This window comes from Flavobacterium sp. XGLA_31 (assembly GCF_051547105.1).
Lineage (GTDB): Bacteria > Bacteroidota > Bacteroidia > Flavobacteriales > Flavobacteriaceae > Flavobacterium.
Genome location: NZ_JBPTTM010000002.1, coordinates 214,235 through 237,597, shown reverse-complemented (window position 1 = coordinate 237,597; position 23,363 = coordinate 214,235). Strand labels below are relative to the sequence as shown.

General features: G+C 41.7%; 25 protein-coding genes. 15 read left to right on the top strand and 10 right to left on the bottom strand.

All coding sequences use genetic code 11. The features are described 5' to 3' along the window. Positions 1-135: 135 nt before the first annotated feature. Entirely contained in the window at positions 136-2,058 is a 1,923-nt protein-coding gene (locus ACSVH6_RS05050) for an amino acid permease (protein ID WP_438076203.1), read from the top strand. A gap of 36 nt (positions 2,059-2,094) precedes the next feature. Here the strand turns inward: ACSVH6_RS05050 and ACSVH6_RS05045 are convergent, their stop codons facing one another. The 3 genes from ACSVH6_RS05045 to ACSVH6_RS05035 all read right to left on the bottom strand — a co-directional run bounded on the left by ACSVH6_RS05045 (position 2,095) and on the right by ACSVH6_RS05035 (position 5,548). Next, positions 2,095-4,137 (bottom strand): DUF7619 domain-containing protein, encoded by a 2,043-nt coding sequence (locus tag ACSVH6_RS05045; protein ID WP_438076201.1) that lies wholly within the window; start codon positions 4,135-4,137, stop codon positions 2,095-2,097. 70 nt (positions 4,138-4,207) lie between these two features. Next, positions 4,208-5,170 (bottom strand): YitT family protein, encoded by a 963-nt coding sequence (locus ACSVH6_RS05040; RefSeq protein WP_438076199.1) that lies wholly within the window; start codon positions 5,168-5,170, stop codon positions 4,208-4,210. Between the two features lie 105 nt (positions 5,171-5,275). Further along, positions 5,276-5,548, bottom strand: coding sequence for a DUF4242 domain-containing protein (locus ACSVH6_RS05035; RefSeq protein ID WP_438076197.1), 273 nt, complete (start codon positions 5,546-5,548; stop codon positions 5,276-5,278). A gap of 460 nt (positions 5,549-6,008) precedes the next feature. Between ACSVH6_RS05035 and ACSVH6_RS05030 the strand changes: the two genes are divergently transcribed. After that, complete coding sequence (locus tag ACSVH6_RS05030) at positions 6,009-6,188, top strand: hypothetical protein (protein WP_438076195.1); 180 nt, start codon at positions 6,009-6,011, stop codon at positions 6,186-6,188. A gap of 537 nt (positions 6,189-6,725) precedes the next feature. After that, complete coding sequence (locus tag ACSVH6_RS05025; protein ID WP_438076193.1) at positions 6,726-7,157, top strand: hypothetical protein; 432 nt, start codon at positions 6,726-6,728, stop codon at positions 7,155-7,157. A 57-nt stretch (positions 7,158-7,214) separates the two neighbouring features. On the opposite strand, the gene ACSVH6_RS05020 is transcribed toward ACSVH6_RS05025, so the two are convergent. After that, positions 7,215-8,495 carry an amidohydrolase family protein gene (locus ACSVH6_RS05020; protein WP_438076191.1) on the bottom strand — a complete coding sequence of 427 codons (1,281 nt, stop codon included), beginning with the start codon at positions 8,493-8,495 and terminating at the stop codon, positions 7,215-7,217. A gap of 96 nt (positions 8,496-8,591) precedes the next feature. On the opposite strand from ACSVH6_RS05020, the gene ACSVH6_RS05015 reads away from it, so the two are divergent. The 7 genes from ACSVH6_RS05015 to ACSVH6_RS04985 all read left to right on the top strand — a co-directional run bounded on the left by ACSVH6_RS05015 (position 8,592) and on the right by ACSVH6_RS04985 (position 12,948). After that, positions 8,592-9,188 carry a hypothetical protein gene (locus ACSVH6_RS05015; RefSeq protein WP_438076189.1) on the top strand — a complete coding sequence of 199 codons (597 nt, stop codon included), beginning with the start codon at positions 8,592-8,594 and terminating at the stop codon, positions 9,186-9,188. Positions 9,189-9,904: 716 nt separating this feature from the next. Beyond that, positions 9,905-10,036 (top strand): hypothetical protein, encoded by a 132-nt coding sequence (locus ACSVH6_RS05010; protein ID WP_438076187.1) that lies wholly within the window; start codon positions 9,905-9,907, stop codon positions 10,034-10,036. A 245-nt stretch (positions 10,037-10,281) separates the two neighbouring features. Then, positions 10,282-10,602: an ArsR/SmtB family transcription factor gene (locus ACSVH6_RS05005; protein ID WP_438076185.1), complete on the top strand. Its 321-nt coding sequence runs from the start codon at positions 10,282-10,284 to the stop codon at positions 10,600-10,602. Further along, positions 10,599-11,060 carry an SRPBCC domain-containing protein gene (locus tag ACSVH6_RS05000; protein ID WP_438076182.1) on the top strand — a complete coding sequence of 154 codons (462 nt, stop codon included), beginning with the start codon at positions 10,599-10,601 and terminating at the stop codon, positions 11,058-11,060. Before ACSVH6_RS05005 ends, ACSVH6_RS05000 begins: the two co-directional genes overlap by 4 nt. A 1-nt stretch (position 11,061) precedes the next feature. After that, positions 11,062-11,991: an SRPBCC domain-containing protein gene (locus ACSVH6_RS04995; RefSeq protein ID WP_438076180.1), complete on the top strand. Its 930-nt coding sequence runs from the start codon at positions 11,062-11,064 to the stop codon at positions 11,989-11,991. Positions 11,992-11,995: 4 nt separating this feature from the next. Then, positions 11,996-12,445 (top strand): SRPBCC family protein, encoded by a 450-nt coding sequence (locus tag ACSVH6_RS04990; protein ID WP_438076177.1) that lies wholly within the window; start codon positions 11,996-11,998, stop codon positions 12,443-12,445. Between the two features lie 8 nt (positions 12,446-12,453). Beyond that, the gene (locus tag ACSVH6_RS04985) at positions 12,454-12,948 is read left to right on the top strand and encodes an SRPBCC family protein (RefSeq protein ID WP_438076175.1); all 495 of its coding nucleotides are present in this window, start codon (positions 12,454-12,456) and stop codon (positions 12,946-12,948) included. Between the two features lie 87 nt (positions 12,949-13,035). Here ACSVH6_RS04985 and ACSVH6_RS04980 read toward each other — a convergent pair whose 3' ends face one another. Beyond that, entirely contained in the window at positions 13,036-14,259 is a 1,224-nt protein-coding gene (locus ACSVH6_RS04980) for an aminotransferase class I/II-fold pyridoxal phosphate-dependent enzyme (RefSeq protein WP_438076173.1), read from the bottom strand. Between the two features lie 172 nt (positions 14,260-14,431). On the opposite strand from ACSVH6_RS04980, the gene ACSVH6_RS04975 reads away from it, so the two are divergent. Both ACSVH6_RS04975 and lpdA read left to right on the top strand, forming a co-directional pair. Then, on the top strand, positions 14,432-14,884 hold the full coding sequence (locus ACSVH6_RS04975) for an Lrp/AsnC family transcriptional regulator (RefSeq protein WP_438076171.1): 453 nt from the start codon (positions 14,432-14,434) through the stop codon (positions 14,882-14,884). Positions 14,885-15,252: 368 nt separating this feature from the next. Next, positions 15,253-16,656, top strand: coding sequence for a dihydrolipoyl dehydrogenase (gene lpdA / locus ACSVH6_RS04970; RefSeq protein ID WP_438076169.1), 1,404 nt, complete (start codon positions 15,253-15,255; stop codon positions 16,654-16,656). A gap of 50 nt (positions 16,657-16,706) precedes the next feature. Here the strand turns inward: lpdA and arsB are convergent, their stop codons facing one another. The 5 genes from arsB to ACSVH6_RS04945 are packed head-to-tail and all read right to left on the bottom strand — an operon-like array spanning position 16,707 to position 19,823. Next, a complete protein-coding gene (gene arsB, locus ACSVH6_RS04965; protein WP_438076167.1) occupies positions 16,707-17,744 on the bottom strand; it encodes an ACR3 family arsenite efflux transporter in 1,038 nt (345 codons plus the stop codon). Further along, a complete protein-coding gene (locus ACSVH6_RS04960) occupies positions 17,744-18,355 on the bottom strand; it encodes a low molecular weight phosphatase family protein (protein ID WP_438076165.1) in 612 nt (203 codons plus the stop codon). Before ACSVH6_RS04960 ends, arsB begins: the two co-directional genes overlap by 1 nt. A 2-nt stretch (positions 18,356-18,357) precedes the next feature. Beyond that, positions 18,358-18,972 carry a class I SAM-dependent methyltransferase gene (locus ACSVH6_RS04955; RefSeq protein WP_438076163.1) on the bottom strand — a complete coding sequence of 205 codons (615 nt, stop codon included), beginning with the start codon at positions 18,970-18,972 and terminating at the stop codon, positions 18,358-18,360. Positions 18,973-18,982: 10 nt separating this feature from the next. After that, positions 18,983-19,456, bottom strand: a complete 474-nt coding sequence (locus ACSVH6_RS04950) for a DUF6428 family protein (protein ID WP_438076162.1) — start codon at positions 19,454-19,456, stop codon at positions 18,983-18,985. 43 nt (positions 19,457-19,499) lie between these two features. Beyond that, positions 19,500-19,823: an ArsR/SmtB family transcription factor gene (locus ACSVH6_RS04945; protein WP_438076160.1), complete on the bottom strand. Its 324-nt coding sequence runs from the start codon at positions 19,821-19,823 to the stop codon at positions 19,500-19,502. A gap of 145 nt (positions 19,824-19,968) precedes the next feature. On the opposite strand from ACSVH6_RS04945, the gene tpx reads away from it, so the two are divergent. Genes tpx through ACSVH6_RS04930 form a run of 3 tightly spaced genes read left to right on the top strand, consistent with a single transcriptional unit; the run spans position 19,969 to position 23,363 of the window. Next, a complete protein-coding gene (gene tpx, locus ACSVH6_RS04940; protein WP_438076158.1) occupies positions 19,969-20,466 on the top strand; it encodes a thiol peroxidase in 498 nt (165 codons plus the stop codon). 11 nt (positions 20,467-20,477) lie between these two features. Beyond that, the gene (locus ACSVH6_RS04935) at positions 20,478-20,852 is read left to right on the top strand and encodes a diacylglycerol kinase (RefSeq protein ID WP_438076157.1); all 375 of its coding nucleotides are present in this window, start codon (positions 20,478-20,480) and stop codon (positions 20,850-20,852) included. 42 nt (positions 20,853-20,894) lie between these two features. Then, a complete protein-coding gene (locus ACSVH6_RS04930; protein WP_438076155.1) occupies positions 20,895-23,363 on the top strand; it encodes a DNA translocase FtsK in 2,469 nt (822 codons plus the stop codon).

Here is a 23,363-nt window from a genome sequence, read left to right as displayed (position 1 = left end):
TGCCAAAATTTATATCCTTTAGCTATCACATTTAAACATAGGGTTCGTTTTAAAAAATTCCGAATGTCCGCTGGACATTCTCCTCTTAATATCAAATCTTTTATATATTTGTTTTTCCATCATTAAAGACAAACTATGGGGTTTTCCAATTTATTTCGAAAAAAAACAGTACAGGATATTTTGAATCAGGTTGCCAAAAATGAGGCTGACGGACATCAGGCTTTAGGCAAACATTTAACCGCAAGAGACTTAACTGCTTTTGGTATCGCTGCTATTATTGGTGCCGGGATTTTCAGTACCATCGGGAAAGCCAGTGCAGATGGTGGTCCTGCTGTTATTTTCCTATTCATATTTACGGCTATTGCTTGTAGTTTTGCCGCTTTTGCCTATGCCGAGTTTGCTTCGATGGTACCCGTCTCCGGAAGTGCGTACACCTATTCGTATGTGGCTTTTGGTGAAATTATTGCCTGGATTATTGGTTGGGCCTTAATCATGGAATACGCTATTGGTAACATAACGGTAGCCATCTCCTGGAGTGATTATTTTACAGGCCTCCTTGAAAGCGGCGGCATTCATTTACCCCAATGGGTCCAAATGGATTATTTAACCGCCTCTAATGGTTTTAAAGATGCTACTGCCCTGATGCAAAGCGGAAAAGCATTTGCCAATTTACCTGAGAATCTTCAGACCGCTTATATGGCGTGGACAACATCCCCAACGCTTGGATCCTTTCACTTGGTTGCCGATTTACCTGCATTATTAATTATCATCGTAATCACTTATTTGGTGTATCGAGGTATGAAAGAATCGCGTAATGCCAGCAATCTGATGGTGGTCGTAAAGCTTTGTATTATACTGTTGGTTATAGCTGTTGGTATTTTTTATGTTGACACTACGCATTGGAGTCCATTTGCGCCCAATGGGGTTAGCGGCATATTGAAAGGCGTGTCTGCCGTATTCTTTGCCTACATTGGTTTTGATGCCATTTCCACCACGGCAGAAGAATGCAAAGACCCACAACGTGATCTTCCCAAAGGAATGATGTGGGCCATTATCATTTGTACTATTCTTTACGTAATCATTGCTTTAGTATTGACCGGAATGGTAAATTATTCCGATTTAAATGTGGGCGATCCATTGGCTTTTGTGTTTGACAAACTGAATTTAAAATGGATGTCGGGTATCATTGCGGTGAGTGCTGTAGTGGCTATGGCAAGTGTATTGCTTGTATTTCAAATGGGGCAACCCCGCATCTGGATGAGTATGAGCCGTGACGGATTATTGCCCAAACGTTTCTCCAAAGTGCACCCAAAATACCATACGCCTTCCTATGCTACGATTGTTACCGGATTTGTAGTGGCTGTTCCGGCTTTGTTCCTGAACTTAACCATGGTGACTGACCTTTGCAGCATAGGTACCTTGTTTGCTTTTGTATTGGTTTGTGCCGGAGTTTTGGTATTGCAAAACAAAAAAGACATCCCGAGAGGGAAATTCAAAACGCCCTATATCAATTCGAAATTTGTATTTCCGATGTTGTTGCTGGTTGGTGTTGGAGTTGCTTTTACGGTAAACAAACCCGCAACGATGGCTTTTATAACCAATGAAAAACAAATCAACGCTCCGGCGGATATCGTAACTTCATTGAGTAAAAAAGATTCAAAAAAGGTATACGATTATTTAGCCGCATTAAAAACTGATGTCAACACACCTGATGTGGAGCAATTGCTGAGTGAATTCAGTCAAAACGAGGCAACCTACAAACAAGTAGTGGATAATATGCCTATTGACACCAGTTTAAAATACGAGAGCGGATTTAGCTTGTTCAAACACAAAATCCCTATGTATATCTTCCTGATTTCCCTATTGTGTTTTGCTGTTTGGTCCTGGAAACAAAACTTGTCGCTGATTCCGTTACTCGGTTTGGTTTGCTGTCTTTACATGATGGCCGAACTCAGCATTTGGAACTGGATTTATTTTACCTGTTGGCTGCTCATCGGGCTAACCATTTATTTTGGTTTCAGTCACAAGAACAGCAAACTTAATAAAGCCAATGTCTAATTATAAAAAATCCCGATGGCTCGGGATTTTTTGTTTTTATAACTTACTAAACTTCCGGGTTTCTTTTCCTTTATCGGTTTCCACAGTGATGAGGTACGTTCCTTTGGCAAGCGCAGCCACATCAATTACGGAGGCTGGTGTAAACTTCATCATGACTTGTCCTAAAAGGTTGGTGACTGTAATTGCTTTAACGTTAACATTATTTGAAACAGCAATATTCAAATTATTTGAAGTCGGATTAGGATACAAAACAAACAGGCTGTTTGGTGCAAGGCCCGGTGTACCCAGAGCAGTAACTGTTGTGGTGACCGTGTTGGTCACTATCGGGAAATTAAAATCAAAGTAGATGTTGGCTGTATTGGAAATCACATCGTTTACAACAAGCGTGCTTTTGGGTTTAATTTTATACGCAATATAACCGTGGCTGGCCGCTTCATCGGTAGTGGCATCAGGCAGGTTAATCCCTTCATAAAATACTTCCAATTTGTTTCCGGAAGTCAGCGTGCTTCTGAACGGATGACTGCTTGACACCATCTCTAAGGTACTCCAGTCCAAATTGGCATCGAGCATATCCTTGATTACAATATTTTCTGCCGGAGCTGTACCCATATTTTGAAAACGCACCACATAATGCAGGTAGTCTCCAATCTTATCTGTGCTGATTTGCGAGCCTTCAACCACTTCTTTGTCGTTTGGATCCATAGAGTTTACCACTGTTTGATTAAAAGCAAATACATTATCATTCGGGGTTTCGTCAGTAAGGCTGGAATTGATCATTGCCTGAAAATTCAAAATGTCACCCAAATTAAGCGGCGGAACTTCTTGTGGCGAATTAAGATTAAGCACCAACTCCATGTTTTTTCTTTCGTATGGTACTAAATTGTTAAAATCCCATGAGACCGTGTTTGTTGTCCAGGCATTGGCTGACGGAAACGAAGCCACATAATCTAAAACAGCACCATCATAAGTAAACGTCACTATACCGGATTGACTTTGATTTCCTTTATTGACAATCGTTATCATATAATGTGTACTAAACCCGGGACGTGCGGAATTGAGCGGAGTTACGGTTATTTCTAAATCAGGATGGTTTCCATTAGGCACCAAACAAAAGTTTGCTGTTTCCGTAGTACCTGAACCCGTAAAATTAAAATTATAATTGGCCGGTGTCATCACAAAATAATCCGGATGAGGCAATTGAGGGGTAACAGTCAGTGTATTGGGACCGGTATAAAAAGAATACCCTCCCCCATAGTTCGTATAAACGTAACTGTTTTGAAAACCATTTGTATATGTAACTTTCCGGTAGCCTATCCCTTCATTTATTCCATCGCAGTCAAAGGCAATATTTCCGTTAATCGTATTGAAACTGCCTCCCGGAGTCGAGGTACAATAACTATTGACGTTAACCGTATCCCCTATTGGTCCTCCGAAATTACCATGATTGGTTATATAATAGACTTCAAAGTCATCACAGCACACCAAATTTAAATTCGGATTGTCACTAATTTGACTTGGCGGCGGCGGCGGTAACGCAAGCGTTTTAAATGAATAATAACCGTCTGTCATAAATCCGTTTTTGAGATTAAGATAAGTCAAATTAGGATTGTTAGTTATATAAAGTCTATAAGCTTTGGTACTACTTAAATCGATGGAAGTCATCGGATTATAAGAACAAAAGAATTGGTAAAGATTAAAACAATTGGTCAAACTCAAATTGGTTATACTATTGTTACTGCAATACAAATACCGCAGGTTTATAAAATTATTCAAGTTGAGAGTAGTCAACGCATTATTCTGACAATACAATAACTCCAAATTAGCAAAGGCTTCTATCCCTGTTAAGTCAGCAATATTTTGATCCGAAACGTTTAACCAGGTTACAGCCAAAGCTTCACTTTCCTGAATTTCTCCATCATCGTTGGTATCAACGTCTGTTGTAAATTGACTGGAACCATCAGTCACACAATTCGTATTGATCAATGCGTTCTTAAAATTAACATCGGGGATGTTTACAATTTGCGCGTGTACCGACAGCCCCATGATCAACAATAATCCAAAGAAGTAGTTTTTTTTCATAGCCCATTTTATTAGAGTTCATAAAGTTATGAAAAAAAATGTAAGATTAATGCTTTAAACTCAAAATAGTCTAATGGTTCAACGGCCGTTTCTTAATCATACCGCCTTTGGTGTCTTTCACACTGTGCATCACTACAAAGGCATTGGATTCTATTTTTTCAATTTCGGTGTTGAGTTTGTTGAGTTCCAATCGGGTGACGACGGTATAAATAATATCTACTTCTTTACTCTCCCCTCTTTTGCCGTGACCCCGCTTGCCACTGTAAACCGTAACGCCGCGCCCCATTTTATGGATGATCATTTGCCTGATTTCATTGTGATACGAGGAAACAATGGTCACCCCAATGTATTCTTCAATCCCTTCCACTATAAAATCTAAGGTTTTGGAAGCGGCCAAATAGGTAATCATGGAATAGAGCGCCACTTCAATCCCGAGGAAATAGGCAGCCGTTGAAAATATCAACACGTTAATCACGATGATGAAGTCGCCTATGGTGGTCCCCAGTTTTCTGCTCAGGTAAATGGCGAGTACTTCGGTTCCGTCAATGACAGCACCGCCTCTGACTGCAAAACCGATGCCCGCACCCAGAAAAAATCCCCCGAAAACAGCGACGAGCAAGTTGTCATTCGTGACATTCGGGAAGGTAACCAAGGCCAGGCAGAGTGAAAGTCCGGCGATAGCCAAGGCCGTTTTGATGGCAAACACGCGACCCATGACCACATACCCTAAGAGTACAAAAGGGATATTGACCCCGATAATGAGCAGATAGAGCGGGACTTTGGTGATGGCGGACAGCAAGAGTGAAATCCCCGTTGCGCCTCCGTCAATAAAATGATTGGTCAGCAGAAAGCCTTTGAATCCGAAGGAAGCCGAAAAGATGCCCATGGTAATCAAAACCACATCTTTGACATGGCGGCGGGCGGAAATTTTAAACAAGCGGTATGCTTTGGCCAATGCATACGCCGAGTAGTCTTTAGGTTCTTTGCTTTTTAAAACCGTGTGGAGGATAATTTTTTTCCAAAGGGAATTCATAGGCTGTTATTTTGAAATGGAATGCTTTGGCAAAATATAAAAAAGGAGGCAAATGCCCTTTCCTTTTTGGAGGACATTAACATTTGCATCCTATTTTAACTAGTATTATTCGGCGGTTACCGGGTTGATAATTGCCGTGATTTTTGAAATGGAGTTGGCCGGAAAACCTCCTTTTTGTGCATGCTCCATGATCATGTGTTCATTGGGAGCGATATACACACAATAAATTTTATTGCCGGTTACAAAACTTTCCACCCATTGGATTTGAGGGCCCATGTTGTTCAAAACACCGCAAGATGTTTGTGAAATTCCTTTTAGTTGGTCGGGAGTGAGGTCGCCTGCTCCCGGAATGTCACGTTCGATGATATACTTTGGCATAAGCTATTCCGTTAAGTCCCTACTCGTATGGCTTTTCGGTGACGCCCCGTTTGTGATGGTCTCTGGACTCCATTTTTTAGTCTTAGCTAATTTACTAAAAATGAATGAATTATTGGTTATTAAAGTGTGTGCGTTTTATACATTCCCTACCGAGGCAGGGAGCTTCTTTGTATTGTTGGCTACGGACTGTTGACCACCGGATACTCCATTTATACAACCGGATGCTCCATTTATACAGCTGGATGCTCCATTTATACAACCGGATGCTCCATTTATACAGCTGGATGCTTCATTTATAGAGCCGGATGCTTCATTTATAGAGCCGGATGCTCCATTTATAGAGCCGGATGCTTCATTTATAGAGCCAGATGCTCCATTTATACAACCGGATACTCCATTAAGAACTGGGGATGCTTCATTAAGAATTGGGGATGCTCCATTAAGAACTGGGGATGCTTCATTGAGAACTGGGGATGCTTCATTAAGAACTGGGGATGCTCCATTGAGAATTGGGGATGCTTCATTGAGAATTGGGGATGCTCCATTGAGAATTGGGGATGCTTCATTGAGAATTGGGGATGCTCCATTGAGAATTGTGGATGCTTCATTTATATTCCTGATTCTTATTTTGAGTGAGTAAGATTTTTACTTATAATGGTGCTAATTCGTAAGAATTTTATATTTTAGTGGGCAGGTATGATTTTATGATACTTATAAGGTAGTTGGCTGCAATGCCTCAACACACAAACTAATAGAAATGAATCTCTCAACGACACATAAAATCATCTCATACTTAATTTTAACTATTAACGTAATTCTCGTTCCTATTAGTACTTTTACTCTTGTGAAAGGTGAAAGTCTCTTGGGCATTGGTTTTAGTGCAATCTCATTTTTGCTCCCAATTCATTTACTAATAATTACTTCAATCCTACCCTTGAAAACAAAATTTAGAAAAAATAAAGTTTTATTAGCATTCAATATTTTAGGATTACTTTATTCAATATTCATTTCAATAATTACAATCTTGATTTTTATTGATGGACAACAGGAATGCATTGCATGAAAATAGATATAATCTAATTAAAGAACACTGCACAGCAACCAACAGCGGTTGGGCGCGATAGCTACTGTGTAAAGCGGCGGCACCTTAGCTGCCATTTTATAACACGTCTATCTTATGAAGAACATTATGCTTTTTTTATTGGTTTTCACCGTATTAGGATGTGGAAAAAAGAGGTCTTCAGCAGACAGCTTTTCGACATCCAAAATTGTGAACTCAACTGAACGAGAGCTCATTGTTGCTATTCAATATGACAGGGTTGCAATAGAAAAAATATATGGCAAGAACTCTTATCAGATGGGAACACTGTCAATGGAAAATTATCCTCAACTGTCATTTGATAGAAAAAACCTGATTTCTAAAGTCAGCTTAAAACCTAAAGACTCATTGATGATAGAATATGTAAACTCGGAAAAACCAAAGTTTGAAATAGTAAAAATGATTACAGTTTATGGAGCACCTAAAACGTTGATTCTCAAAAACAGAAAAGAGATGAGTCAAAAGTTTATCGAAAAGGGCAATAAGTTGTTCCTATTGGAAATAAAATAAAACGCCACATTACAAGCAATCGTGTAAAAACACTTTTTTACCCGCTATCCTTACCTTTTATTCGTTTTTATAAATCACTCCGTTACGCATCACAAAAGTAACATGAAGTACCGTGTTGATGTCCTGAGTCGGGTCGGCATCGGTCGCAATGATGTCGGCCAAATAGCCCGGTTCAATCACGCCTAATTGTTTGTCCATGTCCAAAAGCATGGCATTGGTGGTGGTGGCCGCCTGTATGGCTTTCATAGCGGGCATACCGGCTTCGGTCATGTAAATAAACTCCCGAGCGTTTTCTCCGTGTTTGAAAACTCCGGCATCCGTACCAAAAGCAATCGGAACACCTTTTTTGTAGGCTTTGGCAAAAGTTCCTTGTATTCTTGGCCCAATGGCTAAGGCCTTAGGCACCACCAAATCCGGGTAGTAATTGGGAATAGCGGCTTTCTCGGCTACGGTTTTTCCGGCGGTGATGGTGGGCACTAAATAGGCATTGTATTTAATCATCAAATCCATGGTGGCTTCGCTCATCTCCGTGCCGTGTTCTATGGTTTTGACACCGGCTTTTACGGCCCGCTGCATCCCTTCGTCACCATGAGCGTGAGCGGCGACTTTCATGCCGTAATCTTTTGCTGTGGCCACAATGGCTTCTATTTCTTCCTGGGTAAACTGCGGGTTGCCACTACTTTTAGCCACACTGAGCACCCCGCCGGTAGCGGTGATTTTTATCCAGTCCGCTCCGTTTTTATAGCGTTGGCGTACGGCCTGACGGGCATCATCAATACTGTTAACTACGCCTTCTTTGGGACCGGGATTGCCCATCAGGTCTTTTCGATAGCCATTGGTGGGGTCGGCATGACCTCCTGTAGAAGCCAGTGCTTTTTCTGCCGTGAATATGCGGGGACCGATAACCAGGCCTTTGTTGATGGCATTGCGCAGCGCTACGTTAACCCCCGAACCGCCCAAATCGCGCACGGTAGTGAAACCGGCCATGAGGGTGCGTTTGGCAATGTCCTGCGCGACATACGCAATATCGGCATCGTTCTGGGTAAACTCTTCTAAATAGCGATTGGGATTGGTTTCTTCCTCCACATGCACATGCATGTCAATCCAACCGGGCATCACCGTTTTATTGGTAAAATCCAACACCTTACTGTCAGGAGTCGTCGGGTCTACAAAGCCATCGGCTATGCTTTTGATGGTGGTGCCCGAAACTATGATTGTCTTACGGGTTAACACTTTGCCATTTCGGGTATCGATGAGTTTTCCGCAGTGCAGGTAGGTTTCCTGCCCAAAGAAAACTGCGGTGTACAATAAAGCGCTGAGTAGTAATCCTTTTTTCATAAAAACAGTATTTAGGTTAAAGATACTAAAATTGAAATTAGTGCGATGGTTTTGACGGTTTGATACTAAAAATAAATCTTTTACGTTTCCTATACTATGAAACCATTCCCATCGTACCGTTACTTTTATTTGCTGCTGCTGCCTGTATGCCTGCTGGTGGCAACCGGCTGCAAAAAGGAACCGGTTAGCCAACCGCAGGTGCTGACTCCCCATGCCAATAGCTATGAGCCGTTGCGTTATATGGCTTTGCACATGAAACCCAAGGATTTGAATCTCTCCTTTCCCATAGATGAAACGGTGGTGTATGGCATGGTACTGGATGAAAACAAGGATAACCACACCACTACCCTGGTGGCTTTTCAGACCGGAGAAGCCAGTAGGTATGACAGCAATGGCAGTGCTATAGTGGGCGGGGCCAGCGCAGAAAAGGTCAATGATGCCGCCAAACTCTGGGTGGACCTGGCGCAACCTTATTTGGAGCAAAGCCAACAAACCACTGAAACGCCATTGCCGGAAGCCGAATCGGTTGCTTTTTATTTTGTCACCAATTGGGGTAATTTTGTGGCTACGGAAAGTTTGAGTAACCTGGAAGATAAAAGTTCGTATTGGCTCCCACTTTATACACAGGCGAAAAAAGTCGAAACCGAATTAAAAAAGACCGCTGCCACCGGTACGAATAAAAAAATCCGTTAAAGTAAATACTCTAACGGATTTTCTATACGGTCTGCTTCTTTTTACACCCAACCACTTTTGCTTTTCAACAGGCAGTCACTGTCTATATTATTTAAATTGTTGGTTTTATTACCAACTGCAAAAGGATAAAGTCTCGAATCACGGTTACTGTAAAATTCATCAAACTCGTACCACATTCAGTTTCACTTTTTGACTACCAAAGTGTTTGCTGAAACCAGCTTTCTCTGTTACACTCTCGCAGATTATTCCAATCTGTGTGTCACTTCAAAAACTTAGGTTAAAATTAAACAACCCCTTTCAAAAAAACCACAATTATTTGATTTTTAACATCTTATTAATGCAATAATTCCGAAAAAGGAAGGGACTAGAAATTTATTATATTTTAAGAAACACCGTAATCTTTTCAAATTAACACTCTAACTTTCAAAACATTATAGAAAATAAATTAGTTATTCTCCCGCATTTTAAAACCAACTGAAATATATACACTTATCCTGATTATTTATTTTAGGAGGTACAATTCCCAAAATGTAACTCCTTTCTTCTGCTTTTGAACAGGCGTTGCATAATGTAAGTTTCATACTGTAGTACAATCCCTAATCAAAAAAATAGTTTATCCGATAAATTAACTTTTTATCGATAAAATGCGTCTTTTTTTAACAATTATGTTTCATATTTTTAAATATAAAATTATGTTTGAGGAAAGTAATTCAATTATGAGAATCGATTTAATCATTTACGGTATCATCGGGATTTTGGCCATCAATCTCTTTTTCTTCTTTTTGATTCAAAACAAAAAAACAGATAAAGGCTTAAGAGATTATTTAAAAAATCACAGTAAAAATTAAATTCATACAGCCCCTTCTTGTTTGTAAACCTATCTTCTGACCGGTTTATACTTCCTTGTATTTTTATAAATCGTATACTTCTACCCGGCACTTCTCTTTGAATTGTTTGCTGATTGCTACCCCTTTTTGAAACCTTAACTACAGCTGCTTATCTCATTCTTTTCAAAATAATTTGATTTTTATTTGCGTAACCGAATAGTTACACATATATTTGTAACCGATTAGTTACCTATTTGATTCAAATTATGAGAAGAGATGTTTTTCAAGCCATTGCCGATCCAACCCGAAGAGCCATATTAAGCTTACTGGCAGCACAAACGCTGACCCTGAATGCCGTTGCTGAGAATTTCAACATCAGCCGCCCCGCCATATCCAAACACATCAAAATACTCAGCGAATGCGGACTCATAGCCATCAAGGATAAAGGACGGGAGCGTTATTGCGAAGCCCGATTGGAAAAACTCAATGAGGTTTCCGTTTGGATAGAACAGTACAAGCAGTTTTGGGAAACCAAATTTGATGCTTTGGAAACTTACTTAGATAAACTTCAAAAAGAGAAAGAATGAGCACAATAGAAAGCAGCACAGCGAACCGGGAAATCATAGTCACCCGCCTGCTCCCCTCACCCGTAACACACGTTTGGGAAGTATGGACCAATCCGGACCATATCAAACAGTGGTGGGGTCCCAACGGATTTACCAATACCATTACCCAAATGGACGTCATCCCTGATGGCGTATGGAAACTGATCATGCACGGTCCTGACGGCACCGATTATGATAACGAAAGCCGCTTTACCGAGGTCGTCCCCTATCAAAAGATAGCCTACAATCATCTCTCCGGACATGAATTCACAGCCACTATTCTCTTTGAAGAAAGAGGGATGCAAACCCATATGCATTGGCAAATGCTCTTTGAATCAAAAGAAGAACTGGACCGAATCCTGAGTCTGTATGACATCCGAGAAGGTCTAAACCAAAATGCCGACAGACTGCAAACCTATATCACCAACTTAACAAACTAAAATGACACCACTCGAAAACAATACCGCCGACAGGGAAATTGTCATTTCCCGCTTACTGAACGCTCCTGTAGAACTCGTATGGGAAGTGTGGACCAATCCCAATCATATCAAAAACTGGTGGGGTCCTGACGGATTTACCAATACCATTACTAAAATGGAAGTAGCCCCCGAAGGGGAATGGGACTTAGTGATGCACGGCCCCGATGGTACTGATTATAAAAATAAAAGTCTTTTTAAAGAAGTCATCAAACACCGAAAGTTGGTCTACGAACACGTTTCCGGGCCGAAGTTTACCGCAACCATACTGTTTGAACGACAAGGGCACCAAACTCATCTACACTGGCAAATGGTTTTCCCTACCCGAGAAGAACTGATACAGGTAGTAAAAACATTCAATGCAGCCGAAGGATTAAAACAAAACGTGGCCAAACTGGATGCTTACCTACAAGTTAAGTTTACCCTGCAACAGGAATTAAAGACCACAAAAAAAGCACGTGTAAGTACCTATTTGAATTTCCCGGGCACTACAGAAGCTGCGTTTACATTTTACAAAGAAGTCTTTAACGGGACACTGTTAGGCAAAGGATTTGAACGATTTGGAGATGTTCCGGGTCCGGAGGACATGCCTCCGCTTTCGGAAGAAGACAAAAAATTAATCCTGCATGTAGAACTCGAAATCATGGGAGGCCATGTGCTGGTTGCTACCGATGCACCTGAAAGCCTAGGGTTTAAACTCACCCATGGCGATACTATGCACATTCATTTAGAGCCCGAAAGCAGAGCCGAAACCCAACGTTTGTTTGAAGCACTGTCTAAAGGTGGCACCATTACCATGCCGTTGGAAGACATGTTTTTTGGAGCCTACTATGGCAGCTTAACCGACCAACACGGCATCAACTGGATGCTCACTTATAGCGAACCTAAATTATAACACTATGGAAAAAACAGCCAACAGCCTCAGCCTTACAAAAACATACAAGGTATCGGCGGAAAAACTATGGGAAGTACTTACCGACAGAAAACATCTGAAACAATGGTATTTTGACTTTACCGCTGACTGGAAAACAGAAGTAGGCAGCCAATTTGACTGGCATGCCGGTGACAATGACGGAAAGCTATGGCATCATCGTGGCGTCATGCTGGAGGTTATCCCCAACCGAAAATTGGTCCACAGTTGGGAATATGTAGGCTACTCGGGAACCTCGGTGGTAATGTGGGAGCTGCATCCCATTGACGAGCAGCATACCGAACTGCATTTCAGTCATGTCTTCACCGTACCGTTTGACGTAAACGAACCGGCCTTAGCCCGCACTAACTTTGAAATGGGTTGGACTCACATCCTCACTATTTCCTTACCCGATTATATCAATCAACAAAATAAATAACCCAAAACATGGATTCCAATCTCGTAAAATTCAGCATCACCAGAACCATAAAGGCAGATAAAGAAACCGTATTCAAGGCCTTCAGTCAGGCAGAAGCATTAGCCCAATGGTGGGGCCCCGTGGGGATGCCCATTACCGAAATGGCGCTGACCTTTGAACCCGAAGGAAAATTTCATTACAAACTGGAAGGAAACAACCAAGTCATGTGGGGCCTGTTTGTGTACAAAAAAATCAACAGCCCGGACAGCATTGAATATGTAAGCTCTTTTGCTGATGAAAAAGGAAACGTCTGTAAGTCGCCCTTTCCTATTGATTTTCCGTTGGAAGTGTATAACCAACTGACTTTTGAAGAGCAGGACGGCAGTACAACAATCACTTTAAAAGCCTACCCAATACACGCCTCAGACGAACAAGTCAAAGCGTTTGTGGATTTGACTGCCAGCATGGAACAAGGCTTTGGCGGTACGTTCAAGCAATTAGAAACGTATTTAGCACAACAATAAAGTAAATCATCATCAATCAAAAAACAACAAAAAATCCGCTATAGTTTACTCTTTAGCGGATTTTTAAAAACAGGTTAAATGTACTAATTATAACATGTTCAGTTCTATCATACACTGTTTCATCTTGTGATACGTGCGCTCTATATCGTTATCCAATCCGATGGAGAATCGAATCAAACCATCAGTCAGTCCCATTTCCTTCTGCTCTTCCAACGGAATTTCGGAAGAAGTAGAAGTGCCCGGTGCACTGAACAGGGTTTTGTAAAATCCTAAACTTACCGCGAGGTACCCCAAATTGCGGTGCTGCATCAGCTCCATCAATTCATTAGCCTTGTCCAAAGTACCTACATCAAGGGTCATCATCCCTCCGTAGCCATACTCCTTATTGATCATGCTGCTGTAAATGGCATGACTCGGGTGACTCGGTAATCCCGGATACACCACTTTCAATCCGTCTTTTTCAAATTGCTGTGCCAAATACATCGCGTTGTGACTGTGTTGTTTCATACGGATGTGCAGGGTACGCAGATTCTTCAGGATGCTGGAAGCTCTTAAACTGTCCATAGTGGGTCCCAACAGCATGCTGGCTCCATCGTTAACATTCTTCAAATCATTAATAAATTCCTGAGAGGCACATACCACCCCTCCTACTGTATCACTGCTTCCGTTGATGAATTTGGTCAAACTGTGTATCACTACATCAGCGCCTAATTTTGCCGGAGCAACCGATAATGGAGAAAAAGTATTATCAACAACTAACTTAATACCATAGCGTTTGGCAATAACCGCTAAGGCTTCAATATCGGCTACTTCCAACAAGGGGTTGCTGACCGTTTCACAATACAAAACTTTAGTATTGGGTGTAATGGCCGCTTCTACTATATCCAGTTTGGTAATATCTACAAAATGGGTTTTAATGTTCCACTTGGGCAGCATATTTTTCATAAAGGCATACGTTCCGCCATAGATGGTTCGGCTCGATACGATTTCGTCACCGGCACTGCACAACTGCATAAGTACCGGAGTAATGGCTCCCATACCGGATGCCGCTACATTGGCACTTTCTGTTCCTTCCATGGCTGCCAGGGCCTGGCCCAGATACAAATTCATAGGGGATGAATGACGCGAATACAAATAACAGCCTTCGGCATTTCCTTCAAAAGTATCAAACATGGTTTTGGCTGATAGGAAAGTATAGGTTGAGCTGTCAGAAATGGAAGGGTTTACCCCTCCGAATTCGCCAAAGTATTGCAAATCCTGAATCTTATCGGCAGGATTAAAATCGAGAAAAGTTGAGGCTTCTGTGTTCATATAGATTTGATGTATATATCAAACAAATCTCTTTTTATTTAGATTAATAATCAATATTTAATTTAAAATAAAGAATAATAAACTACAAAAACAGGTTAATACAGAAAATAAAACTATTTTTGAACTCCAAAACAACCATCTTTAGATTTAAAAACTGAAATCCGCTATCACTATGGATGCTACCGATAAAAAACTACTGACCCTACTCCAGCAAGACACCAAAAAGACAACCAAAGAATTGGCCGGAAAATTGAATCTCTCCGTTACTGCGGTATACGAACGCATCAAAAAGCTGGAACGGGAAGGCATCATTGATAAATACGTTGTTTTGCTCAATCGAAATAAAATAGACAAAGGATTTGTGGTTTTCTGTCATATCAAGCTCATCCAACACTCCAAAGAGTTTCTAACCAACTTCGAACGTCAGGTCGTCAAACTGGAAGAAGTCTTGGAATGTTTTCATGTGAGTGGTGACTATGATTACATTCTAAAACTTTTTGTGAAAGACATGGAAGCCTACCGGGAATTTATGGTCACCAAACTGACGACCCTCAACCATATCGGCAGCACCCACAGTACGTTTATGATTGGAGAAGTAAAAAATACAACCGCCTTCTCTTTTTAAGTCAAAAATTGCTTCCAAAAGCGGCATTTCACTATGCCTTTGTTCGACCTTTGTTCGGGTGTTGTTCGCAAAAACCGCCAATTTTGCGAACAAACAGGAGCAAAACCCGAACAACATCCGAACAAGGTGTAGTTAAACACGTCATTAGCAGTCATTAGCGGTCAATAGCAGTCATTATAAGTCAACGGCGAGCAACCCGCTGAACTAAACCGTTTTCATTTTGTTTGGTTGGCTGTAAATCCCGTCCGGTTATTGTACAACCCTTCTGTTTAAATCCCCTAAAAATTGGCGCTGATATGAAATTGACATTGGGATTAAATTTGTAGTTTTGTACCACAAAAGAAAAACACACAAATCTTAACAATATTATGAGTTCATTTGACGTAGTCATCATAGGTTCGGGTCCCGGCGGATATGTTTCGGCCATCCGTTGTGCCCAGTTAGGTTTCAAAACCGCTATTATTGAAAAATATTCTACCTTAGGAGGTACCTGCCTTAATGTAGGTTGTATTCCATCCAAAGCGTTGTTAGCCTCTTCGCATCATTACGAAGAATTGCAGCACTTTGCCGATCACGGAATTGAAGTATCGGGGAAAGTAAAAGTGAATTTAGAGAAAATGATTGCCCGCAAACAGGCCGTGGTGGATCAAACCAGTGGCGGGGTGAAATTCTTAATGGATAAAAACAAAATTACCGTTTTTGAAGGACTAGGTTCTTTCGAAGATGCTACCCATGTTAAAGTAACCAAAGCCGACGGTACTTCCGAAGTCATCGAAGGAAAAAACATAGTCATTGCCACGGGTTCCAAACCCTCTACGTTGCCGTTTATCAAATTAGACAAAGAGCGAATCATCACTTCTACCGAGGCGTTGAAACTGCCGGAAGTTCCTAAGCATTTAATCATCATTGGTGGTGGTGTTATCGGAATCGAATTGGGACAGGTGTATTTGAGATTGGGTGCTCAGGTTTCGGTAATTGAATTCTTAGACCGAATCATTCCGGGTATGGATGCCGGATTATCCAAAGAATTGACCAAAGTATTGAAAAAACAAGGCATGAAGTTCTATACATCACACAAAGTGAAATCGGTAGAGCGCAAAGGCAAAAACGTAACCGTTCAAGCCGATGATGCCAAAGGAAATACGGTGACTTTTGACGGAGACTATTGCTTGGTGGCTGTGGGTCGTCGTCCTTACACGGACGGATTGGCTGCTGATAAAGCCGGAGTAAAAGTAACCGACAGAGGGATGATTGAGGTTAACGACCATTTACAAACCAATGTTCCGAATATTTATGCCATTGGTGATGTGGTTCGTGGCGCGATGTTGGCTCACAAAGCCGAAGAAGAAGGTACCATGGTAGCTGAAATTTTAGGCGGTCAAAAACCACATATTGATTATAATTTGATTCCGGGAGTTGTGTACACATGGCCTGAAGTAGCCGCTGTAGGTAAAACCGAAGAGCAACTGAAAGCTAATGGTGTAGCTTACAAAGCCGGAAGCTTCCCTTTCAAAGCCTTAGGAAGAGCTCGTGCCAGCGCTGATAACGATGGTTTCGTGAAAATATTGGCTGATGCTAAGACTGACGAAGTTTTAGGTATCCACATGATTGGTGCCCGTTGTGCCGACTTGATTGCTGAAGCGGTAACTGCCATGGAATTCAGAGCCTCTGCAGAAGACATCTCGCGCATGTCGCATGCGCATCCAACGTTTGCCGAAGCGGTAAAAGAAGCTGCTTTAGCCGCTACAGATAACCGAGCGTTACACGTATAATCAGATAATCAGATTTAGAATAAGCCGCTTCTTTTACAGAAGCGGTTTTTTTATGGGTAGTATTTGTTCTTCAACCAAAAAGCGACTTTCACTAACAGCATTAAGGCCGGTACTTCCACTAAAGGGCCAATTACACCGGCAAAAGCCTGTCCGCTGTTAATCCCGAAAACACCAATGGCAACCGCTATCGCCAATTCGAAATTATTTCCCGAAGCGGTAAAGGATAAAGCAACCGCATCGCGGTAATCGGCTCCTGTCTTTCGGGCTACAAAAAACATCAGGAAGAACATGACGGCAAAGAAAATAACTAACGGCAGAGCCACCCGGAGAACATCAACCGGCAAATCAACAATCATAGCTCCTTTCAGACTGAACATTACCACTATGGTAAACAATAAAGCAATCAGCGTAATCGGTGATATAAAAGGAAGAAAGGTGTGATTAAACCATTGTTGTCCCAAAAATCTTTTGATACTGTACCGACTGATGACAGCCAATACAAAGGGAATTCCGAGATAAATACCAACGGTAGTGGCAATTTGAGCAATTGTAATAGACAAGGCCAAGCCTTTGATTCCAAATAAAGGCAGCATCACATCCAAATAGAAATAGGCATACAGGCTAAAAAAGAATACCTGAAGTAAACTGTTAATGCCTACCAAACCCGCCGTTAACTCGCGGTTGCCTTCGGCCAGTTCGTTCCAAACAATCACCATGGCAATACAGGGAGCCAAACCCACAATGATTAAACCGGTCATATACTCCGGAAAGTCCTTCAGGAGCCATATGGACAAGACAAACATTAAAAAAGGACCTACTATCCAGGTAATCAGAAAAGAGGTAATCAGGAGTTTAGGTTTTTGAAACATCAATGGGACCTTTGAGAAATCGACCTTGGTCAAAGGCGGATACATCATCAGAATTAACCCAATGGCTAAAGGAATATTTGTGGTTCCCGAAGACCAACTGTTGAAGGTGTCAGGCAGCGTTGGTATGAAGTAGCCTATTCCTACTCCCACCGCCATGGCCAGAAATATCCAAAGAGTCAAATAATTATCAAGAAAAGTCAAGCGTTTACGTGTGGCCATTATTGGTGAATTTGAGAAAAGACATAATACATTTCGGCAGCGATTTCCAAACTGCGTTCGGCATATTTGGCATCCATTAGTTCCGTTCCGTCAAAAGCTTTCGGGTCGTCATAACAAACGGAAAAACGCTTTTCAGCTCCGGCAATAAAGGGACAGCCTTCGTCGGCCGAAGAGCAGGTCATTACGGCAGCAAAGTCGTGCTTAGGGTTAAACGCGTCATCAAACATTTTGGAAAAGCAAAGAACAGCCGGTGCATTTTCGTCAAATTTCACCGCATAAACCGGATTAATGGTATCATTCCGTTGCTCCACTTCAAACCCTTGATTTACTAGAGTTTCAACCACTTTCGGAAACACAGCCGTGACTTCCGTCCCACCCGAATAACAAAACACGTTCTTTATCCCAAAATAAAAGGCCATGGTTTGCGCCCACACCTGAGACAAATGGCTTCTGCGGGAGTTGTGGGTACAGATAAAAACCAGGCTGACATTCATCTGACTGCTGATTTTTTCTTTTATATAAGCAATCAGGGGTTGCAATACCGCTTTTCTGGTTACTGAAACAGTACCTACAGGCAGGGTTTGCAAAGTTTGCTCAAGTTGCGTATACATGCTTATGATTTTCTTTTAAACCCGCAAAAAATAAAATTTTGAACGGTATCAAAAGGGGTTTTATGGTCTTCTGTAAAGCACCCTTTGAGTTGGAACTCTTTTTCAAAAACAAACCGAAGGCTTTCCATGGTGTATTGCTTGATGTCGAGTCCACTGCATTTTTTGGGCCCCTGGTCAGAGAAAGCTCCTATAAACATCCGACCTCCTTTGCTCAAAGCCTTATCAACAATATCGGCATAATGCTCAATTTGTGCAGCTTCGGTCAGGAAATGAAAACAGGCGCGATCGTGCCAAAAATCATAGTGCTCGGTGGGATCAAAATCTAAAATATCGGATTCAATAAAGGTAACATGAGCCGCCTTTTCACCCAATCGCTTTTGAATACGCTCAATGGCTTTTCCTGAAATATCAAGCAAAGTCAATTGTGTATAGCCTAAATCCAGCAAAGCATCAATAAAATAACTGTCGCCTCCCCCAACATCAATCACTTTAGCGTCTTTGGGCAACTGAAGGGCCGTAAAGAAGTCGACAGAAGTTTGCGGATAAGCCTGATACCAACTCACCTCTTTTTCTGTTTTAGAGGCAAATACGTTTTCCCAGTGTTCTTTTTTATTCATAAACAATAATTTAACAGCAATTGGATTCCGGAGTACAACAATTGGACTTTTCTTTCCACTCTCCTATTTTAGTTTTGATTTTTTCAGGCGGGATACCACAGTGGTCTTTAGCCAAACAATTGGTTTGCTTGGAAGTCAATAAGAAATGAGTACCATCAAAATCCAGACTGAACTTACCGATGGTATCGGGCATTTGGTATTCTACTTCAATTTCCAAATCGGGCAACTGCAATACCTTTTCCGAAAGTTCTATGATGTGCACCAGTTTTTCAGGATGCAGACGGTGGTCATAATCATTGGCTTCCCACAATTGAAAGTTGGCTACTTCTTCCGTACGAACGGTTCCTCCACAATCAATAAAGTGTTTGGATATTCTTCCCACTTCGGTCACGTGAAAATGACCGGGTACGAAATCACCGTTAGGCAATTGAAAAGCAATAGCAGACAACTTTTGCAATGCTGATTTTATTTGTGACAGTTTCATTTTATTAAAGAATTAAACAGTTAAACTTCTTGAGTGTAGCGGGTTAGCAGCATTTGCTTTTCAGCTTGTTTTTGATGGCTCCGAAATGATTTTCTATTTGCTCAATTGTTTTTGGATTGATGCAATAGCAAATGGCCGTCCCTTCTATAGTACCTTGGATAATGTTGGCGTTTTTGAGTTCTTTCAAATGTTGCGAAATGGTAGGTTGCGCCAAGGGCAACTCGTTGACGATGTCTCCGCAAATGCAACTCTCCACAGACAATAAATAATCTACTATAGCCACTCGTGCCGGATGTGACAAGGCTTTAAACAAGCCAGCCATCGCATTGTGCTCCTCAGAGAACGAAGCCGATTTTGATGCTCCCATAACAATCTATAATTAATATATTGCAATATTACGATAATATAATACTGCTATCCAAATCATTTTTGAAATATTTTATCCCGAACACTCAGAACTACCTCCAATGCTAAATATTTTTACTACTTTTGGCACTTAAATTTTTACGCAAATGGCATCAATCACTCTAGGAGGAAATCCGATACACACTATCGGAACCTTACCCGAAATAGGCTCAAAAGCACCTGATTTTAAATTAATAAAAACCGATTTAAGCAGTGTTTCTTTAGCGGATTTTTCCGGTTCCAAAGTGCTGCTCAATATATATCCAAGTGTTGACACGGGGACTTGTGCCACTTCAACCAGAACCTTCAATGCCAAAGCCGGCGCTTTAGAAAACACGGTAGTATTGTGTGTCGCACGCGATTTGCCTTTTGCCTTCAAACGTTTCTGCGGAGCGGAAGGATTGGACAACGTAATTTGTTTGTCTGATTTCAAAACGGGTGATTTTGGTAAGGACTATGGTTTGGAAATGACTGACGGGGCTTTAGCAGGCCTGCACTCCCGAGCCATCATTGTTTTGGATGAAAACGGAATTGTACAATATACCGAACAGGTTTCAGAAATTGCAAACGAACCCGATTACGAATCTGCTTTGGCTGCCTTATAATACCACGAACTATGGAATTTCAAAAAGACAACTCTTTCTTTACCGGACGCTTGAAAAGCGTGGGTTTTGCCGTGAAAGGCGCCCTCAAATTAATCACGACCGAGCACAGCGTAATGGTACAGTCCTCTGTAGGCGTACTGTCCATTATTGCCGGATTCTATTTTCACATCGACCGTTACGAATGGATGATGCAAATACTGGCGTTCGGATTGGTATTGGGCGTGGAAAGTCTGAATACCGCTGTAGAAAAAATTGCGGATTTCATCCATCCGGAGTTCCATGAAAAGATTGGCTTTATCAAAGACATTGCGGCAGGGGCCGTCATGTTTGCCGCTTCGGCTGCCATAGCTGTACTTTTATTAATTTATGTACCGAAATTCCATTAACATTCGATTAAATTTCTATTTTTATAGCGTTATACATCAACAATGGCAAAAACAGTAAAAAAAGAAACGACCGAAAATAAAAAAGACCCCAACTCAGAACTTAAAATCCTGAAAACGAAAAAGCAATACCGTATGCTTTTTGGTTTTATGCTGGTATTGGTTTCCATCGCTTTTTTGGTTTCCTTCATTTCCTTTTTTGTTTCAGGTCAGGCCGACCAAAGTGCTGTAGATGCGTTTACCGACCGCAATGAAACCGTAAACAACTGGCTGGGGAAAATCGGAGCTTATATCGCTGACCTGTTCATTTACCGCGGCTTCGGAATCGCAGCCTTTTTGTTTGTCAAACTTTTGTTCCTCAGCGGGGCATTTCTGGTATTGGACTTACCCATTAAAAAGTTAAAAAACACTTGGTTTTGGGACCTGTTTGCCATAGTAGTACTGTCTATTACCTTTGGCTTTTTTGCCTCTACCCTCCCCGAACTGGGCGGTACTATAGGATATGAAATGAACCTGTTCATTCAGGATTATATCGGGAAAACGGGCACCTTACTCGTGATTGTATTTGCCATACTGATTTACATTATCTTTAAAATAAAAGTATCTCCTGATGCCATCAAGTCGTTCTTTGAGAAGAAACACAAAGAAATGAAAGATGATTTCAACAGCTTACATATGCCTGCGGATACGGCTGCCGCATCGACTACGGATTACAATCTGGAAGAGTTTGCCGTAACCGAAGAAGAACAGCCGGAAGAAATGATTGAGGAGCCGACTTTAAAACCTGCTTCTTTTGAAATCAATAAAGAAGCGTTAAAACCCACCATTGAACACGCTTCCGAAATCAATCTGGAGCCGACTATCAAAACCACAGCACCCGCAGAGGTTGCCCAACCGCAAATCATTGAAACGAATGATGAAGCTTTTGTAATTGAAAAAGCAGCAGATGAAGATGTTATGGAAGAGAATTTGGCTGCCAAACTGGTGGCTGATTTCGGGGAGTTCGACCCTACTTTGGAACTTTCCAACTATAAGTTTCCCACCATCGATTTACTCAAAGAGTATGCTTCGGTGGGCATCACTATCAATCAGGAAGAGCTTGAGGAAAACAAAAACCGCATTGTAGAAACACTGAAAAACTACAAAATAGATATCGCCCAAATCAAAGCGACCGTTGGTCCTTCGGTAACGCTCTACGAAATCGTGCCCGAAGCAGGTATCCGCATCTCCAAAATCAAAAGTTTGGAAGACGATATTGCCTTGTCATTGGCTGCCCTAGGAATTCGTATCATTGCCCCTATTCCGGGGAAAGGCACCATTGGTATTGAGGTACCGAATAAGAACCCTACCATGGTGCCGATGAAAACGGTTATCGCCTCTGCCAAATTTCAGGAAGCCGAAATGGAATTGCCGATTGCTTTGGGCAAAACCATTTCGAATGAAACTTTTGTGGTAGACTTAGCCAAAATGCCTCACTTATTGATGGCAGGAGCTACAGGACAAGGAAAATCAGTAGGATTAAATGCCGTATTGACTTCGTTGTTGTACAAAAAACACCCTGCCGAAGTGAAGTTCGTACTCGTTGACCCCAAGAAAGTGGAATTGACGTTGTTCAATAAAATAGAAAGACACTATCTGGCCAAACTACCCGATGTGGAAGATGCCATCATTACCGACAACACCAAAGTCATCAACACCCTGAATTCGCTTTGTGTGGAAATGGACAACCGGTATTCGTTGTTGAAAGACGCCATGGTGCGAAACATCAAAGAATACAACGACAAGTTCAAAGCCCGCAAACTGAATCCGGAGCTTGGTCACCGTTTTCTGCCTTACATTGTATTGGTAGTTGATGAGTTTGCCGATTTGATTATGACCGCCGGTAAAGAAGTGGAAACCCCGATTGCCCGTCTGGCCCAGTTGGCCCGTGCCATTGGAATCCACCTGATTATTGCGACCCAACGACCATCGGTCAATGTAATTACCGGTATCATTAAGGCCAACTTCCCGGCCCGAATTGCGTTCCGTGTGACCTCCAAGATTGACTCCCGTACCATTTTAGATACACAAGGCGCTGATCAGTTAATCGGTCGCGGAGACTTACTGTATTCCAACGGTAACGATTTAGTGAGGGTACAATGTGCTTTTGTAGACACACCAGAAGTAGAAAAAATTGTGGATTATATAGGTTCTCAAAAAGCCTATGCCAGTGCCTATCTGTTGCCGGAATACGTTGGTGAAGAAGGCAGTAGCGTTAATCTGGAATTTGACATCACCGAAAGAGACTCTATGTTCAGAGAGGCTGCCGAAATTATTGTGACTGCGCAACAAGGTTCGGCATCATTATTGCAGAGAAAACTAAAACTCGGGTACAACCGTGCCGGAAGACTGATTGATCAGTTGGAAGCGGCCGGTATTGTGGGTCCATTTGAAGGAAGCAAGGCCCGCAGTGTAAACATCACCGACTTAGCTTCTTTGGAACAATTCTTTAACAATGAACAAAATAATTCTTAA